Source organism: Providencia sp. PROV175 (genome assembly GCF_032707045.1).
Lineage (GTDB): Bacteria > Pseudomonadota > Gammaproteobacteria > Enterobacterales > Enterobacteriaceae > Providencia > Providencia hangzhouensis.
The window spans coordinates 75581-89394 of sequence record NZ_CP120534.1; the positions used below are offsets into that span (position 1 = coordinate 75581).

Annotated in this window: 23 protein-coding genes; all 23 read left to right on the forward strand. The window is 48.3% G+C overall.

Going from position 1 to position 13814, the window contains the following annotated elements:
- Nucleotides 1-70 precede the first annotated feature (70 nt).
- Nucleotides 71-634, forward strand: a complete 564-nt coding sequence (locus P3L44_RS20970; RefSeq protein WP_042847388.1) for a recombinase family protein — start codon at nt 71-73, stop codon at nt 632-634.
- 130 nt (nt 635-764) lie between these two features.
- Nucleotides 765-1112, forward strand: a complete 348-nt coding sequence (locus P3L44_RS20975) for a hypothetical protein (protein WP_042847387.1) — start codon at nt 765-767, stop codon at nt 1110-1112.
- A gap of 278 nt (nt 1113-1390) precedes the next feature.
- Nucleotides 1391-1717, forward strand: a complete 327-nt coding sequence (locus P3L44_RS20980) for a PerC family transcriptional regulator (RefSeq protein ID WP_042847386.1) — start codon at nt 1391-1393, stop codon at nt 1715-1717.
- An 88-nt stretch (nt 1718-1805) separates the two neighbouring features.
- Nucleotides 1806-2195, forward strand: coding sequence for a hypothetical protein (locus P3L44_RS20985; RefSeq protein WP_042847385.1), 390 nt, complete (start codon nt 1806-1808; stop codon nt 2193-2195).
- A gap of 28 nt (nt 2196-2223) precedes the next feature.
- Nucleotides 2224-2928, forward strand: a complete 705-nt coding sequence (locus P3L44_RS20990; protein WP_042847384.1) for a hypothetical protein — start codon at nt 2224-2226, stop codon at nt 2926-2928.
- A gap of 14 nt (nt 2929-2942) precedes the next feature.
- On the forward strand, nt 2943-3482 hold the full coding sequence (locus tag P3L44_RS20995; protein WP_042847383.1) for a hypothetical protein: 540 nt from the start codon (nt 2943-2945) through the stop codon (nt 3480-3482).
- A gap of 63 nt (nt 3483-3545) precedes the next feature.
- A complete protein-coding gene (locus P3L44_RS21000; RefSeq protein WP_166268309.1) occupies nt 3546-4136 on the forward strand; it encodes a hypothetical protein in 591 nt (196 codons plus the stop codon).
- Between the two features lie 161 nt (nt 4137-4297).
- Nucleotides 4298-4903 carry a DUF2913 family protein gene (locus P3L44_RS21005; protein WP_042847377.1) on the forward strand — a complete coding sequence of 202 codons (606 nt, stop codon included), beginning with the start codon at nt 4298-4300 and terminating at the stop codon, nt 4901-4903.
- A gap of 147 nt (nt 4904-5050) precedes the next feature.
- Complete coding sequence (locus tag P3L44_RS21010) at nt 5051-5602, forward strand: hypothetical protein (protein WP_162762212.1); 552 nt, start codon at nt 5051-5053, stop codon at nt 5600-5602.
- A 161-nt stretch (nt 5603-5763) separates the two neighbouring features.
- Nucleotides 5764-6354 carry a hypothetical protein gene (locus P3L44_RS21015; RefSeq protein WP_042847373.1) on the forward strand — a complete coding sequence of 197 codons (591 nt, stop codon included), beginning with the start codon at nt 5764-5766 and terminating at the stop codon, nt 6352-6354.
- Nucleotides 6351-6989: a hypothetical protein gene (locus P3L44_RS21020; protein WP_113767330.1), complete on the forward strand. Its 639-nt coding sequence runs from the start codon at nt 6351-6353 to the stop codon at nt 6987-6989. Before P3L44_RS21015 ends, P3L44_RS21020 begins: the two co-directional genes overlap by 4 nt.
- Before the next feature lies 1 nt (nt 6990).
- Entirely contained in the window at nt 6991-7518 is a 528-nt protein-coding gene (locus tag P3L44_RS21025; RefSeq protein ID WP_042847371.1) for a hypothetical protein, read from the forward strand.
- Entirely contained in the window at nt 7515-8420 is a 906-nt protein-coding gene (locus P3L44_RS21030; protein ID WP_042847368.1) for a hypothetical protein, read from the forward strand. Before P3L44_RS21025 ends, P3L44_RS21030 begins: the two co-directional genes overlap by 4 nt.
- Before the next feature lie 50 nt (nt 8421-8470).
- On the forward strand, nt 8471-8632 hold the full coding sequence (locus P3L44_RS21035; RefSeq protein ID WP_162762211.1) for a hypothetical protein: 162 nt from the start codon (nt 8471-8473) through the stop codon (nt 8630-8632).
- A gap of 282 nt (nt 8633-8914) precedes the next feature.
- Nucleotides 8915-9346, forward strand: a complete 432-nt coding sequence (locus P3L44_RS21040) for an NfeD family protein (protein WP_042847366.1) — start codon at nt 8915-8917, stop codon at nt 9344-9346.
- Nucleotides 9347-9369: 23 nt separating this feature from the next.
- Nucleotides 9370-10290, forward strand: coding sequence for an SPFH domain-containing protein (locus P3L44_RS21045; protein ID WP_042847363.1), 921 nt, complete (start codon nt 9370-9372; stop codon nt 10288-10290).
- 110 nt (nt 10291-10400) lie between these two features.
- Nucleotides 10401-10685, forward strand: a complete 285-nt coding sequence (locus P3L44_RS21050; protein WP_042847360.1) for a hypothetical protein — start codon at nt 10401-10403, stop codon at nt 10683-10685.
- Nucleotides 10686-10849: 164 nt separating this feature from the next.
- On the forward strand, nt 10850-11125 hold the full coding sequence (locus tag P3L44_RS21055) for a hypothetical protein (protein ID WP_162762210.1): 276 nt from the start codon (nt 10850-10852) through the stop codon (nt 11123-11125).
- A gap of 248 nt (nt 11126-11373) precedes the next feature.
- Nucleotides 11374-11895: a single-stranded DNA-binding protein gene (gene ssb / locus P3L44_RS21060; RefSeq protein ID WP_052219401.1), complete on the forward strand. Its 522-nt coding sequence runs from the start codon at nt 11374-11376 to the stop codon at nt 11893-11895.
- Between the two features lie 67 nt (nt 11896-11962).
- Nucleotides 11963-12313, forward strand: coding sequence for a hypothetical protein (locus tag P3L44_RS21065; RefSeq protein ID WP_042847355.1), 351 nt, complete (start codon nt 11963-11965; stop codon nt 12311-12313).
- Between the two features lie 109 nt (nt 12314-12422).
- Nucleotides 12423-12584 (forward strand): hypothetical protein, encoded by a 162-nt coding sequence (locus P3L44_RS21070; protein ID WP_161595381.1) that lies wholly within the window; start codon nt 12423-12425, stop codon nt 12582-12584.
- A gap of 149 nt (nt 12585-12733) precedes the next feature.
- Complete coding sequence (locus P3L44_RS21075) at nt 12734-13216, forward strand: hypothetical protein (protein ID WP_162762209.1); 483 nt, start codon at nt 12734-12736, stop codon at nt 13214-13216.
- A 30-nt stretch (nt 13217-13246) separates the two neighbouring features.
- Nucleotides 13247-13573, forward strand: a complete 327-nt coding sequence (locus tag P3L44_RS21080) for a hypothetical protein (protein WP_162762208.1) — start codon at nt 13247-13249, stop codon at nt 13571-13573.
- Nucleotides 13574-13814 lie beyond the last annotated feature (241 nt).

Here is a 13814-nt window from a genome sequence, read left to right on the forward strand (position 1 = left end):
TAGTGTCTATTAAGTCGATTATTTTAATTAATAGACACTATATGTCCGATAATGAATTAGGAGACACATTTTGCGTCTTTTTGGTTACGCTAGGGTATCCACCAGCCAACAATCGCTTGACATTCAGAAAAAAGCGTTAATTGATGCTGGGGTTGCAAAGCACCGTTTATTTACCGATAAAGAATCGGGAAGCCATATTAATCGCGAAGGATTACAGTTACTCAAAGTTAAAGTTGAGATGGGTGATATTATCCTAGTGAAAAAGTTAGACCGGCTCGGCCGAGACACCGCAGACATGATCCAACTAATAAAAGAATTTGACTCAATGGGTGTCGCTGTTCGATTTTTGGATGATGGCATAAGCACGGAAGGTTCAATGGGAAAGATGGTGGTCACCATTTTATCAGCAGTTGCTGAAGCGGAAAGACAACGAATCCTTGAACGAACAAACGAGGGGCGGCAAGAAGCATTACTCAAAGGTGTTAAATTTGGACGCAAACGGTCGGTTGACCGTGAACGAGTTTTAGAACTGAAGGCAAGCGGGTTAGGCGGTACTGTCATTGCCAAAGAAATGCAGATTGCGCGTTCAACCGTTTACAAAATTATCAATGAGAAAAGGAGTGGGATAACATAGAGAAATAGATAGCTAAATGACACAAAATAATTTTCCCCACATGAAAACATGTTATAAATGTGTAATATATGGGATTTGATTCTTATCCAATGGGTATTCAATTATCACTAATTACTTTGGAGGTTGTTTTATGGCGTTTCCCCCAAGAGCTGTTCGTCTTAATTTGTTTTTCGAAAAACTTCTAGCTCACCCCCCTGTTGCTGATCGTAAAGAGGCGCTCTCTCTGCTGGTTCGTATAATGGCAGAGGTTGAAGATTTTTATGGTCTTCCTAAAAATGATTTCACTACTCGCATGGGGGTTTTTCGTCCACAAGAAAACAATCCAAATGATTGGAAAGATCTTGATTCCGACCCTTGTTATTGGGATGACTCTCTAACAAAAACTCATCGTACTATAGTGTATAACAACGGCAGAATCATTATTAAAAATATAAAGAGTAATCCAGCTGTTGTGGTGCTAGATAAATCCGGGGCATAGAACGCTTTATATGAATATTTAGTACAGGCCAATATTTAAAATTGATTTGTGATTTGCCGTAGCATCGAGCACAAGTCAGTGCTAGTACAATTTAGATTCTACAAAGAATCTTTTGAATTGCCCCTTAAGTTTTTAATATCCAAGCTAGCGACGTCGTAAAACGAGACGCAATAAAAGGCGCTCGTTTTGTCCTGCTTTTCTCTTCGTCAACTTCCCAACCGATCGTACCATCCTCTCAATTCCGTACAATATTTCAACTATCCGTAGGAGTTGGTCTGATGGCACGCAGGAAGGTTTTATCGAATATCGTTGACCGCCTGGGTAAACAGTATTTGCCCGAGGTGGATGCAGTCAAAATCGCACTTGAGCTTGAGGCAAAACACTTGTACTTACGTGCTGCTAAGCAGTGGGGCGTTGCGATGCAGGAAAACCCCAGTCATGCCGAGTACATCGCGGCTCAACGTTTTCGCTGCATAGAACTATCCAACGCCTACCATGCCAGGCGGATCGAACTTAGCAACATTCACAACGACATTACGTCAATCCATCAGAAAGTCGAAGCGGCGTATGTACGCCTCTGTGTGAAAAGCAACTCTTGCCTGTAACAGATCTGATTTATTTCGTCACCGGGATCACTGCCCGTAAAATTTTTTTATCGCCCAAGGGCGCAACTAACACAACCAGAGAGGTTCTATGTCCACTTTACTAAAAGACTTCGTACTCATGGCGCTGCCGCACCGTGAATGGTCCTGCGAGGCCATTCATTTTCGCGTCAAGCTGTGCCCTGAGCCGGGGAAGTTGGGAAATAAAAATCACACTTACTTCATCCTGGAAGACCTATATGGATTTGACACCAATGAAACGTCGTTTGTCGTGTTCACAAAAATCCTTTTGCAGCGGTTCCCGCACCTGCCACCCAATCGTGTTCACATCCTTATCCATTGCCGAGACATGTCAAAATCTCTGGGCACCAAGGTGTTGCGGTACGATTTAATGCGCGACGAAGATCGCCAAGTCAAGTTGGATAAAAAGCCGGAAGACGTATCGGAGAAGTCGGGCTACGTCTCGATGTGTACCTTCTAACTTTCAACGTTGTATCGGAGGACCTACCTTGGCCGCACCTTATCATCGTTCTGTAGGCTCACCACTATTGATGGGCGCAAAAACCATTCAATTCGGGTCGCATAAAAAAGTGTTTTTCCCTGATTACGATCAGGCATTGATTGTTGCCACCAGCATGACGGCTGAACACCGGTTCCCGATGTGGATTTACAAGGCGCTGCACAATCACCATGCCGGATATTTAATCGCGGGTCACGGGTCGCATACACTGGAAAAACCAGATTCGGCATTACAGTCGAAGCAAATTGACCAGATGCAGTACCGAGATAAATTACCGACACTTTTGGAAAGCAATGCTGTTCGGCCAAGTGCGGTGTCGCGTATTGCCATCCGAAATAACGAGTTTTTGCAGTGCCATGCACGAGTCTCTGAAGCAGACATTATCACCTGGAGCATGATGCAGGCAGATCCGGCGCTGATTTTCAACGTCAACCCAACGAGCAGTCCCGCTGAGGCAAAAAAAATCAGCAATCGCATTAAAGCAATGCTGCAAAATGCCTTGTACTGTCAAACAGCTGTCCGCTGGCTTAACAATTATAACTTCGTGGTAGCAATGCGTTGGGCGGATGATGACGGGTTGAGCCCAAGGCATAAAGTCGAAAATGGCTGGTGGATCCTGAGTGCGCAAGAGCAGGGCTCGCACGGGGTTTCGCCCAAATGTGAAGATGTACAGAAAAAAGCAAACGACCGTTAACCGAAGAGGACAACATGAAAACTGAACAAATTGACATCAAATTGTACCTACAACGTCAAAGCTCCTGTGGGTTGTTGAAGTTCACACGTCTGATGGACTGCATCCTCACACCACCGCTTATCTCCTTCCTTATCATGGCGTTGCTGTTTTCTATCGCTCACCTGATCATCATGCCGAAAATTGTGGATGAGCTCTTATTCATCCCGTTGTGCTTCTTTACCGGGGGCTGTGTCTGCTTGCTGGCCTTTGTGCATTTGTACTATTCGTGTGTGTTTCCACGCCTGTGCCCGCTGCTGGAAGTAAGTGAAATCGAGGCGCTTTGTTCCAAAACGTTCAGCGTATACCAAGAAATGGGGTGTTCAGAGTCAATACAAAAGTCGGGTATTGATTACCTCGACACTCTGATCAGGGAAGGGATCCCAATGAATTATCGCCACCGGCGAAAAATTAACGCATTGGTCGAGGCGGATGAACGTGATTCCAAGCTGAACGCCTTGAGCCAGACATTCGAATCTGCCATTGAAAAAACAAAACGGTCGTATAGCCGCCCCTAAATATCGTAACGCTCAGACCGTCTAACACGAACGGTTTGAGCGCTCAAAGAGAGCATGATGAATATGGATAAGACAGACATTCAACTGTACCTGCAACGGCAGAGTAATAGCCGTATGCTGAAGGTCACTGTGTTTATTGAAAATATCCTCTTGTCGGCTGTGCTGACGCCAATGTTATTTTTTGTGGTCTTGTATGGCTTTACTTATTTATGTACCCATCTGGTCGGTTTCGGTGACTCAGAATTTCACCGTGTAATGGATCTGGCGGGGTACTACGCGCTGGGTTGTGGTAGCATCCTGGTCTTAACTCGTCTGTTCTTCTATGGGGCTTTGCCTAAGTTCAAGGCTCTGTTAACAGTCAGTGAAATTGAATTGCTTTATACGGTGTCTAAGGATGCCTACGACAAATTGGGCTATGGGCCAGAGGACGAGCGTCCCGCCATTGACTATCTCAATGCAGTTGTCATGTCCGGCGTGCCGATGAGCGCGGTGCATACCCGAGCCGTGGATGCCATGCTTTTCCGGGCAAAAAAAGAAAAAGACAATCACGATGCTCGCCTTAAGATGGAAAAAAATATTAATTCGCTGACTGACAGTATTGCAAAAACGGGTCTGACTCAGGATACACCTTCGTTAGAACACCCAGACCACTAACATTGCGAAAAAGGTGCTAACGTAGTCAGTGTGCTTTTAAAGACTTCGCATTTGACTAACGTCTTAACTCAGCCCCAGGGCAACTGTGTCATGAATATCAGTGAGATTTCGGGTAAAATAGCGCTGTAAACAAAAGAGAAATATAGGCAATACTTGACGTTATGAACCAAACAAAGACGACCTTAAACCAAATGAGCGCGCACCTTGCCTGGTGTGCGCTTACCGCATTGGGTATTGCCAAAAGAGATGGCCGTGCTAACGGAAATATACAAGAGCACCTTTTTCTCTTCGAATGGTTGAAGCAGGCAATGCGTCAAAAGCGTTTTCACAAGGACGTTGCCCCTGACTTGCGCTGGCTTATCAGCCAAGGTGAGAATCACCCCACCAATGCCAAGCTGAAGGAAAAGCTTCAATACTTGTACGACAGCGGGACTGGCAAGCTGACCACTCAAAACGACTTGTATCGGCTGACAACGATCTTGGGTACCCTGTCTCAAATGGGCTGGCCGTACTCACTGTTAACGGAAGTGGAATGGCTGAAGATGGACGCGGCACGATTAAATGCAAATACGGACTACCTACGGATCAGAAAAGCCTCATTAGACTCCGGTTTCAATAACGACGGCACACAAACCGACCCAGTCGAAGTGGTGTTAACAGGGAGGGTGGACAAAGTGGAGTCGCTGCTGGCTTCTTGCTGTTGGGGCCTATCCAATACGGAATTGGCGCAAAAGCCGTTTTATCACCTGCTCGCGTTACCGGATTAGCGCTAAGCGCTGCACCATTTTCACAAAAGAGAGCCTCAATAAAAGGCTCTTTTTTTGTCTTAAAACCCCCTCATTCTGCTGCCCTTTTAATTTCGTCAGTCAGTGCCTCAGGGTTAACCTGTCAGTAATACAAGCACAGGGGGCACTATGTCCAAATTTAGAGGCAGTATTACACCCGGCACCGAGTACAACGAGTCCCTTTCGCATTTCCTTGAACAGGAAGCGAGAGCGGGTCATATCTCGTTAGAGGGCATGCGCCGCGTTACCATGAAGCGTAATTTGGCCGGAACAACTGCACTGATCACGGGAATGACGATGGTGAGCGCTGGGGCCAGTTTTATAGCGATGGGTGGTGTAATGCCATTGTTGACACTGATAGGCGCAGCTTCCGCTGTGATGGTCTCAATGATCGCATTAGCGCGTTATCCTGGTGGACTGTTTTACCAAATCTCCGCGATTGAAACCCCGTTTACGCATGCAGCTTTGCTTCGGTTCGCGGCCAGTGGTGCGCCAGAAGACGTCATTCGTGAACTCATTGTACTGCTGAACAAGCAAGAACACGTCTCTTATGCACAAGTTCATGATGTGACTTGGTTCTGTAGTCGCCAGGCCAGTGGAATTGCAGAAAGCCACCTTTTCCATGACCGTTACACACTGATCCGGAATCGACTGGCTTTGGAAAGCCGGAGGGCAGGCTGATGCGGAGCTTGTTTATTCTTCCGTTTGCTGAGCTTCAACACATTGCGGCATGCGCACTGCGTTACCCGCTCATCTCTCGACGTAGTCTTTTGTGCTGCCTTAGCGTGATGTGCGTTTTCTGCCTTTGCTGGTTCTCTCTGGCTGGGTTTGAGGAAACCTCGTTGACACAGTCAACGCTATTGGGTGTCGGCTATATTTGTGGGGCTACATCCGCTATCGGTTGGGGCTTGAAAACCTCTGAAATGTCACACAATGCTCTGCGTATTGGCTTCGGTGTTTTCGCGATCATTGTTCTCTTGCTGAACATTGCGGATAACGGGTTTATTCGTGCCGTACACCTGCTTGCGGAAGGGCAATTATATTCACAGACCAACCGAGCTTCAGTGATGATGGCGCTGCGGGATATGTTACTGATTAACGCCGCTGCCAGTCTTAGCCCGTATGTCTTTTGGATCGGGTTGATGTGGATTGAGTTTCGCAACTTCCGCCATAATGCAACCTTTCGGACACATGCGCTATTGCGTATGGTCGCCAACTACAAGCTGGTGCTTTATCAGATTTTCATTGTGGCAGGGGCATCGTTGAGCCTGCTCCTATTGACCACCTGGACAGTGTTGCCGTTCATGCTTTCGCCGCTTATGACTGTCTGGGTTGCGCTATTTGTCTTCTTATCCATCTATCGCATTGAAAACGGATCCCCTCCAGAGTTTATCTTGCACGGCATTGCCACTGTAGGGCAGGTGCGCCGATGAAACTACCCTCGTCATTCTGCGCGCGCCTGCGTGTTTTCATTCAACTCGGTAAAGCGATCTGCACGAAAGGAGTGCTGAATATCATGTTTGACTCTCAATCATTTTCACCAATGGCGGATGACGCCAACCACAATCCAATTCCTACTGCGAACGTTTGTTGGCATCCCGTGGGCACCAAGGGGGAAGGGTTACCAAGCACTCCCGGCGTGTATCGCTTCCGTGTCCCGATGGAATCCAAGCCGGAGGAAACAGTTGAATTTCTGGCGCAGTTACGCTGGCGTAAACACGGTGTGCATCACGTCTTGATGCCAACCTTTGAATACGTACTGGACGATGAATTCATCACCTTGCCAGAAGGCACCCACTGGCGTCATCGCATGCCGGGTGATCCGGAAATGTTAGGTGCTACACAATTCCCGATCGCGCCAGAAATGGCAGACGGTGCAGCGGCATGCCCGTTCTGCCACCAACACCCCGTCATTGCCGGTGAAAAAATCAAAGAAGATGACGGCGATCGGTATTACACCCACATCCCCTACAAATTTAACCGATTCTGGTTCACCTGCTGCGAGTGGATAGGCAAAGCCCCGCGCCCAAGCATATCTGCACTGAAGCACGACTGGAGCCAACGTTAAGATGAAATACGCCAACCAGTATCTGGAGAAGAGCGTGCGTCCTCACTGGGCTAACGCCACTTTCACACAAAAAGTCTATCTGACGCTCTTCATGTTGTGGTTCAAAATCATGATGGCGCGAAATGGTGCGAAGCAGCAATATCGAAAACGTGGGTTACTGTCTGTTGCACTCTGGGCCAGTGCCGTCGGGTTTGTTGTGCGGGTCATCACCACTGATGTAGACAGCTGGCATTCACTGGCCGCGTTGTTCCTGTCGTGCATGATGTTATGCCTGATTGCGTTTGCAACACTTTGGACGCTATTCACAGCATTTATTCTACTGTTCAATTACACGTTAAGCTGGTGGGCTGGCTGGGTATATCCCACCAGCCATACCGAAGCTTTCATAACTATAGCGCAGGTGGAAGACGAGAACGCTCGTGCCGCTGCGCAGGCATATATCATGGCGTTTAGCCATCGCACAGTCACCCAGGTCACTATCGCGTTATCAATGATGTTTGCGGCAGATCAGGAGGTCAATGCCCAATGAGTCACTATGCTGACCACATGATTAAACACAACCGACGTTTCGGTACGCATGATGGTGTGGAATGTAGCTTTACCACTTACCTGCCTCACCAGCCTGAGTTCGCTTCGCCTGACAGCAACGATATGACGGAAGCTGAAATTGCCGCGTGCGTTGAAGCCTGGATGAAGTGGCTGCATTGGGAGGTCTATCCCGAAGTACATTTAAAACACCACGGAAAGCGTCCTGATTTTGTTGCCACGAAAGGTCCTTTTGTACAGGTCATTGAGTGCAAAAAAGCGATCGGTTTGCCGGTACTGGAACAAGCTATGGCCTGGTTCTATCCATATCGCAATAACAAGGTAGGCCTTCCCCATCTCATCTATGTGGCCTGTAAGAAGTCGTCTGCCCGCCGAGACTTTCCATTGTTACTCATGCGTCAGTGGGGTATCGGTTTGCTGGAAGTTGAGAAGTCGCCTTCACGAAAACTGCGTTATGACGGAGTCACCGAAAAGATCAGTGAAGCCCATTACTCTCTCAGGGTTCAGCTTGAACCTCGCATGGTTCCTGGCTCTCGTCATCAAGGGAAAATCTTGCGGGCTCAGCTTCACGACGATATGCGGATCGCCGTTGCGGGCACCACAGGCACGGGACAATTTATGACCGACTGGAAACGCACCATGATCCGTATTGAAACGTTGATGGGGGATGGTAAACAAAGGCATGTTGCTGAGATTGTTGACTGGTTAAACGTCAACGGTGGCTATCACTGGGCGAGCCGGAGTAGTGCGGTCAGCGGCATAAACACGTCATTGATGCGCCAAGGCTACGAATGTGAAGCCTATGGTTTTGAAGGTCGCGGCCATCGGTGGAAATTCGTTGAAGGAGTAACCCAAAAGGTCCTGAAAACTTCGTCACCCGAATGACTCGTGATTAACTCTCTACATACGAACTAACACTATCGTTGAGGTATCTCATGACATTTTGGCTGCTCAGTATTATCACACTACTGGTGCAACTCAGTTGGATTGCCATTTCTCCAGACAGCTATCATTCCTGGGCTTATATCCCTTGGATTGCTGCTGATTTGGGCATTGTCGCCTGGTACTTTTTTCGTCCCCATTCTGCGGACGTTTAATGCTGAGCGTCCTGCGTAATTTTTGTATCCTTCATCCGACCACCTGAGAGGTTGCTCATTTGCTAACGTTCATTGCTGCATTGCTGAGCATTACCTGCCTGACATTTTTGGGGCTGTCACTTATGCCTTATTTGTGCAGTCGGGCAGATGGCCTTGTCATGCGCAGGCGTGAAAAAGAGTGGTCATTTCTCTGTGGCTTAATTGCTCTGCTATCCGGCACCGGGGCCTACAAGTTGGCCGCTTACGTTTTTATGATCGGTTAGATGTTTTAAGGGGGTTACAGTGGTTTGGATTTGGGTGGGACTGGGCGCACTTTTTGGCATTATTGAGCTGTTCACATTGACTTTTTTTGGCCTATGGATGGCGCTGGCCGCGATAATTCCAGCAGCTATCACGCTGATTGCTCCTGATGTGAGTTTGCAGTGGCAGATTAGCATTTGGTGCATTGCAACGGTGTGTTGTGCGTTTTTCTGGGTGAAGTTCTCACGCAATAAGCCGAAGCGATACGTGGAAGAACCATTGATCGGCGAGGTCGGTCAATTGGCATTTGCGTTACCGGAAGGTGGGGAAAGTGTGATTTTGCTGACAAAGCCGGTTCAGGGTAACCAGCAATGGCCGTGTAAATCACAAGAGGTGCTGCCACGCGACGCTCGTGTCAGAATTGTGAGTGTTGGTAGTGGTGTTGTTTTAGTCGCCGCAGTGACTGCGGAATAACGTTGATTGGATAGGAAAAAAACATGATTGGACTTATCAGTCTTGCTGTTGTTGTTGTGTTTCTCGGTATCACGCTGTACCAGTGTGTGCGCATCGTGCCTCAGGCGGACCAATGGGTGGTCGAGCGCCTGGGTAAATACCATACGACGTTAAATCCCGGACTGAACATCCTGATCCCGTTTTTGGATAACATCGCCTACCGTATGTCGGCGAAAGATCAGATGATCGAAGTGAAAGGCATTGAAGCCATCACAAAAGATAACGCCATGACGCAGGTTAATGCGATTTGTTTCATTCGCGTCGCAGATCCGAAAAAAGCTGCCTACGGGGTTGATAACTTCAACACCGCCGTGCGTAATCTGGTCATGACCACGATCCGCAACGCCGTTGGTGGGATGGAGCTCGATGAGACGCTGACCAACCGTGACGAACTGGCCGCACGTTTACGTCAGAGTATGGACGTGCAGATGGTTGATTGGGGCCTAAGCCTGCGTACTGTGGATATTCAGGATATTACACCTTCCGACTCAATGCTGAAGTCAATGGAAAAGCAAGCTGCTGCGGTTCGTGAACGCAAAGCGACCGAAGAGCTCGCGGCCGGTAATAAAAATGCTGCCATTATGGAGGCGCAAGGCAAGAAGGAAGCCATGATCCTGGATGCAGAGGCGAAGCAGCAATCGGCTGTTCGCGAAGCTACTGCGCTGGAAACGCTGGCTAATGGGCAATTCAAAGCTTCGTCGAAATTGGCTGAAGCACTCACGATTGAGGGGGGGCGCGAAGCAATGAGTTTCCAGTTAGCGAACAACTATATTGAGACTCTCTCTGTGCTGGCAACCAGCCCTAACGCGAAAGTGGTGGCTATGCCCGCTGATTTGGCGCAAAGCGTTGGTGGTCTCATCAATGCAGGTTCCCTGATGTCTGTCGGTTCTGCTGTGTCCAAATAACCTCAATCGGCCATCACTTTGGTGGCCTTATCAGAAACGAAAGCCCGAGTCTGGTTCTCAAAATCTGTAAAACGAAACACAGACTCTGGCTCTGAAAATGGCGTAACCACATGAATAAATTAATCATTTTACCTCTGGCTTTTTTTCTGGCAGGATGTTCAACCACGTTTGGGTTATCACTGGATGAACGCTACCAATCTGCCTATGAAGAGGTGGTTACGGATCCCAGTTCTGACAACATGACTCGATATATGCAGCTGAGCAAAGAGGTCGCCGAGCGTGACATGCGAAAAGCAACTGCGGCCGCTGAATCTGCAACGCGTGAAAGCGATAAAGGCTTCACTGAATATTTCAAACAATATGGAAGCGAAAGCTTCAAGCGACAAAAAAGATAAGGACTCCCATGACTACACTAACTTCAAATGAATTCAACGCTGGCGCTCTGTGGGCTGCTTATATTTTGATGTCCACGACCCGCGACACCGCCAGTGCGGCTGAAATTTTAAGCCGCATCCCAAACCTTCATTATCTGGCAACACAAACCGCTGAGAAAGAACTCGTGTCGCTACGTGAGTTTGTCCTTAACGAATTGCCTCTGGGAACAGGGCACGGCTTTATCCGCATTGCTTACGGTGCCGAAGGTATCGGTAACGAAATCATTGATCTTCCGGCGAGCGGCGATGTCGATGAGCTGGTTGCAGCGCCTGGCGATACGCTACGATGGGTGGTGTACGGAGTCAGTGCTGACGGCGCTAAGCATGCGCTTATCTCTGCCATCGATATTCCTGATATTGCTCAAAAACATGCTGCGGAATTGGCATCACAACTCCTATAGCAATTGCGCCTCACCAGTGAATGCAATACAGTTAGCCAGCACCACTATTAAATATAAAAAAAGTGTTTTACCTCGTTAGACATAACGATCACCATGCCCGGCTTCCGGGCTTTTTTTATTTTCCTTTCCCTAAGAATGTTTCTGGAAAAGCACCCCATTTTGTCCCCCTTAAAGGTTTGTCATCTGACGCACATCCGTAAAATAAAGATGGTAATTCAGTCAACCATCAATACCAGAAGGATAGTCGTATGGCACAACGTGGTGTTAACAAAGTCATCATTGTCGGGAATCTCGGCCAAGATCCCGAACTCCGTGCAATGCAAAATGGTGGCTCTGTAGCCAATATTTCAATCGCAACATCTGAAACCTGGCGTGACAAGCAGACGGGTGAGCAACGAGAAAAAACAGAGTGGCATCGCGTTGTTTTCTTTGGAAAATTAGCCGATGTTGTTGGTGAGTACCTGCACAAAGGCTCGCAAATATATATCGAAGGACAACTTTCCACGCGTAAGTGGCAAGACCAAAGCGGCACGGATCGCTACACGACTGAGATCGTAGTCAATCCGGCTTCTGGTGGCACTATGCAAATGCTCGGTTCAGCCCCTGCCAGCGGGCAGCAACAGAACCAGCAAAACCCCCGCCAGGCAAATAATCAACCGAATAATGCACCTGGCGGCCAGCAAGGAGGATGGGGTGCTCCGCAACAAAATTCGCAACAGCACAGCCAAGGCGGTTGGGGTGCGCCAAATACCGACGACCCACCATTCTAACATCCACCATCGTTCCGTTATGCAGCCTTCCGGGCTGCATTACTGTTTCTATCTCTCGGAGTCTGACATGAACGAAATACAGGCATCACTGAATGCCATTCTCAACAACGGTAGTATCGGCCAGGCACTCAGTTACGCGGGGATTGCTGTGGCAGGCTTTGCTGTTGCGTCATTGCTGTTTCGTAGTGTGATGATGGTCATGCTGGGGGCGGTTGCTACATTCTATGTATTCTTCCTGAATACCCCTGAAGCGGCACTGGATAAGGCTACCGCAGCATCTTCCCAGCTGGTTACGCAAATGGCGCAGGCCAGTGAATGTGCGGCAGGCAAGATTGAGCATATCCGTAACATTGGTGTTGTGATCCGCAATGGTGACGTTTTAACCATTGCCGGAGATTGTGGATTGTTGCCGAGATAAGGTGTTTCGACAGCGGTTAAACCGGTGGTAGCATTCTTGTGTTACCACTTTTCACTCGCAGATATCACTGATTAAGAAATAAATTCTGCCGTAAATCAGAGAGGCTAAATTGAAAGCGTTCTTCAAAAAATTAATTTCATCGTTGTCTTGGGGAAACAAAAACAATAACACGATGGATGCCAAACAGCACCGCGATACCCTGTACCACATGCGACATGGCCGCGCGCCAGTGCATACGCATCCCGCTGATATGGAAAATCAGCATGATTGACCCAAAAACAACTAAAGCCCTGAATGAACTCGCGATGGGCGCTCAACACCATGAACATACCCTCCTGGCTGAAAATAGCCATTTAATGGAGGTTTTTATCTCGGATCCCCTGGAGAGAGGCTTTACCAAGTTCTTTTGGCGTCCCGAGTTTGGAAGCGACCGAACAAGAAGGGGAACGCTTCTTGGCTTGCGTGAGTGAGGCTTGGGCAACTCGGTATAACGCGAAAGCCCAAGAAACACTGTCAAAAAAAATCGCCGATAACAGTTCGACTGAGAATGACAACCTGTATCTGCTGACAATGTTCTATGCGCTACGCGGCCTGCTGGATAACCTGCTGCCGTTCATTGACTTACACAACTACCAACAATTTGAGCCAGAAGGCGCATTGGCACTTAACGAAATCGTTAATGGATTTGAGGCTGTCACCAATGGTGTTATCACCACTGAAAAGGTGAAGACTGACGTGTTTAGTGCTGGTGTTGAAAATGCCATCATGGCGCTGAATGAGCAAAAGCACATCCTTGCCAATAAAGGGCAAGATACCCGTGGCATTGAGCAATCCATAGGGATTATCAAAGCCTCACTACGTGGAGACAGATCGAATCCAATGCCAGGCCAACGTATCAATTAGCCCCTTGGGCGTAACAAGTGGAGAAATAACGTGAAAAACGGACAGTCTACGCACTCAATGACGACTAAAAAGCTACGCCGGAAGCTGTCCGGATACGGCCTTCGTGGTCAGTTTCTGAAACAACGGGTCCGCGATATCATCGCTGGGCCTCAATCTGGTAGTGGTGGTGATCGTGAATTTGCCTTCGGCTGGTCGCGTGACCAAATGGACAGACACATGCGGCGAGCGCTGATAGGGAAGGGCTACCGCGTGAAGTTTCAAGTCGATAATGCCGAGCGTGTAATTGATAAGCAAGCAGCTTTATTACCAGCTCGTCGTCGCAGTGTTATTTCCATTAGCCGTCGTTATTTAGGTTAGCCTTTGAACCGGCACGCCCTGTGCCGGTCTTCTTTTCCTCATTCGTCCTCGCACCCTTTGCGGATAGTCTCTGCCAATTCAATGCCAATCTCGCTTAATGTGTACGCGACTTTTAGTGAGCGTGGGTCACGGTACTTGAGCAACAGCCTTCGCTCCACCAACGTTCTACAAGATATGCGCAAATTGGGGCGTTCTACCTCACGGGAACGGCCTTTGTTAAGGATCGAGAAGATGGCTGTGA

Coding starts and splice junctions, on each gene's coding strand:
- P3L44_RS20975 (WP_042847387.1), top strand. CDS start 765: ATGGCGTTTCCCCCAAGAGCTGTTCGTCTTAATTTGTTTTTCGAAAAA.
- P3L44_RS20980 (WP_042847386.1), top strand. CDS start 1,391: ATGGCACGCAGGAAGGTTTTATCGAATATCGTTGACCGCCTGGGTAAA.
- P3L44_RS20985 (WP_042847385.1), top strand. CDS start 1,806: ATGTCCACTTTACTAAAAGACTTCGTACTCATGGCGCTGCCGCACCGT.
- P3L44_RS20995 (WP_042847383.1), top strand. CDS start 2,943: ATGAAAACTGAACAAATTGACATCAAATTGTACCTACAACGTCAAAGC.
- P3L44_RS21000 (WP_166268309.1), top strand. CDS start 3,546: ATGGATAAGACAGACATTCAACTGTACCTGCAACGGCAGAGTAATAGC.
- P3L44_RS21005 (WP_042847377.1), top strand. CDS start 4,298: ATGAACCAAACAAAGACGACCTTAAACCAAATGAGCGCGCACCTTGCC.
- P3L44_RS21010 (WP_162762212.1), top strand. CDS start 5,051: ATGTCCAAATTTAGAGGCAGTATTACACCCGGCACCGAGTACAACGAG.
- P3L44_RS21020 (WP_113767330.1), top strand. CDS start 6,351: ATGAAACTACCCTCGTCATTCTGCGCGCGCCTGCGTGTTTTCATTCAA.
- P3L44_RS21025 (WP_042847371.1), top strand. CDS start 6,991: ATGAAATACGCCAACCAGTATCTGGAGAAGAGCGTGCGTCCTCACTGG.
- P3L44_RS21030 (WP_042847368.1), top strand. CDS start 7,515: ATGAGTCACTATGCTGACCACATGATTAAACACAACCGACGTTTCGGT.
- P3L44_RS21035 (WP_162762211.1), top strand. CDS start 8,471: ATGACATTTTGGCTGCTCAGTATTATCACACTACTGGTGCAACTCAGT.
- P3L44_RS21045 (WP_042847363.1), top strand. CDS start 9,370: ATGATTGGACTTATCAGTCTTGCTGTTGTTGTTGTGTTTCTCGGTATC.
- P3L44_RS21050 (WP_042847360.1), top strand. CDS start 10,401: ATGAATAAATTAATCATTTTACCTCTGGCTTTTTTTCTGGCAGGATGT.
- ssb (WP_052219401.1), top strand. CDS start 11,374: ATGGCACAACGTGGTGTTAACAAAGTCATCATTGTCGGGAATCTCGGC.
- P3L44_RS21065 (WP_042847355.1), top strand. CDS start 11,963: ATGAACGAAATACAGGCATCACTGAATGCCATTCTCAACAACGGTAGT.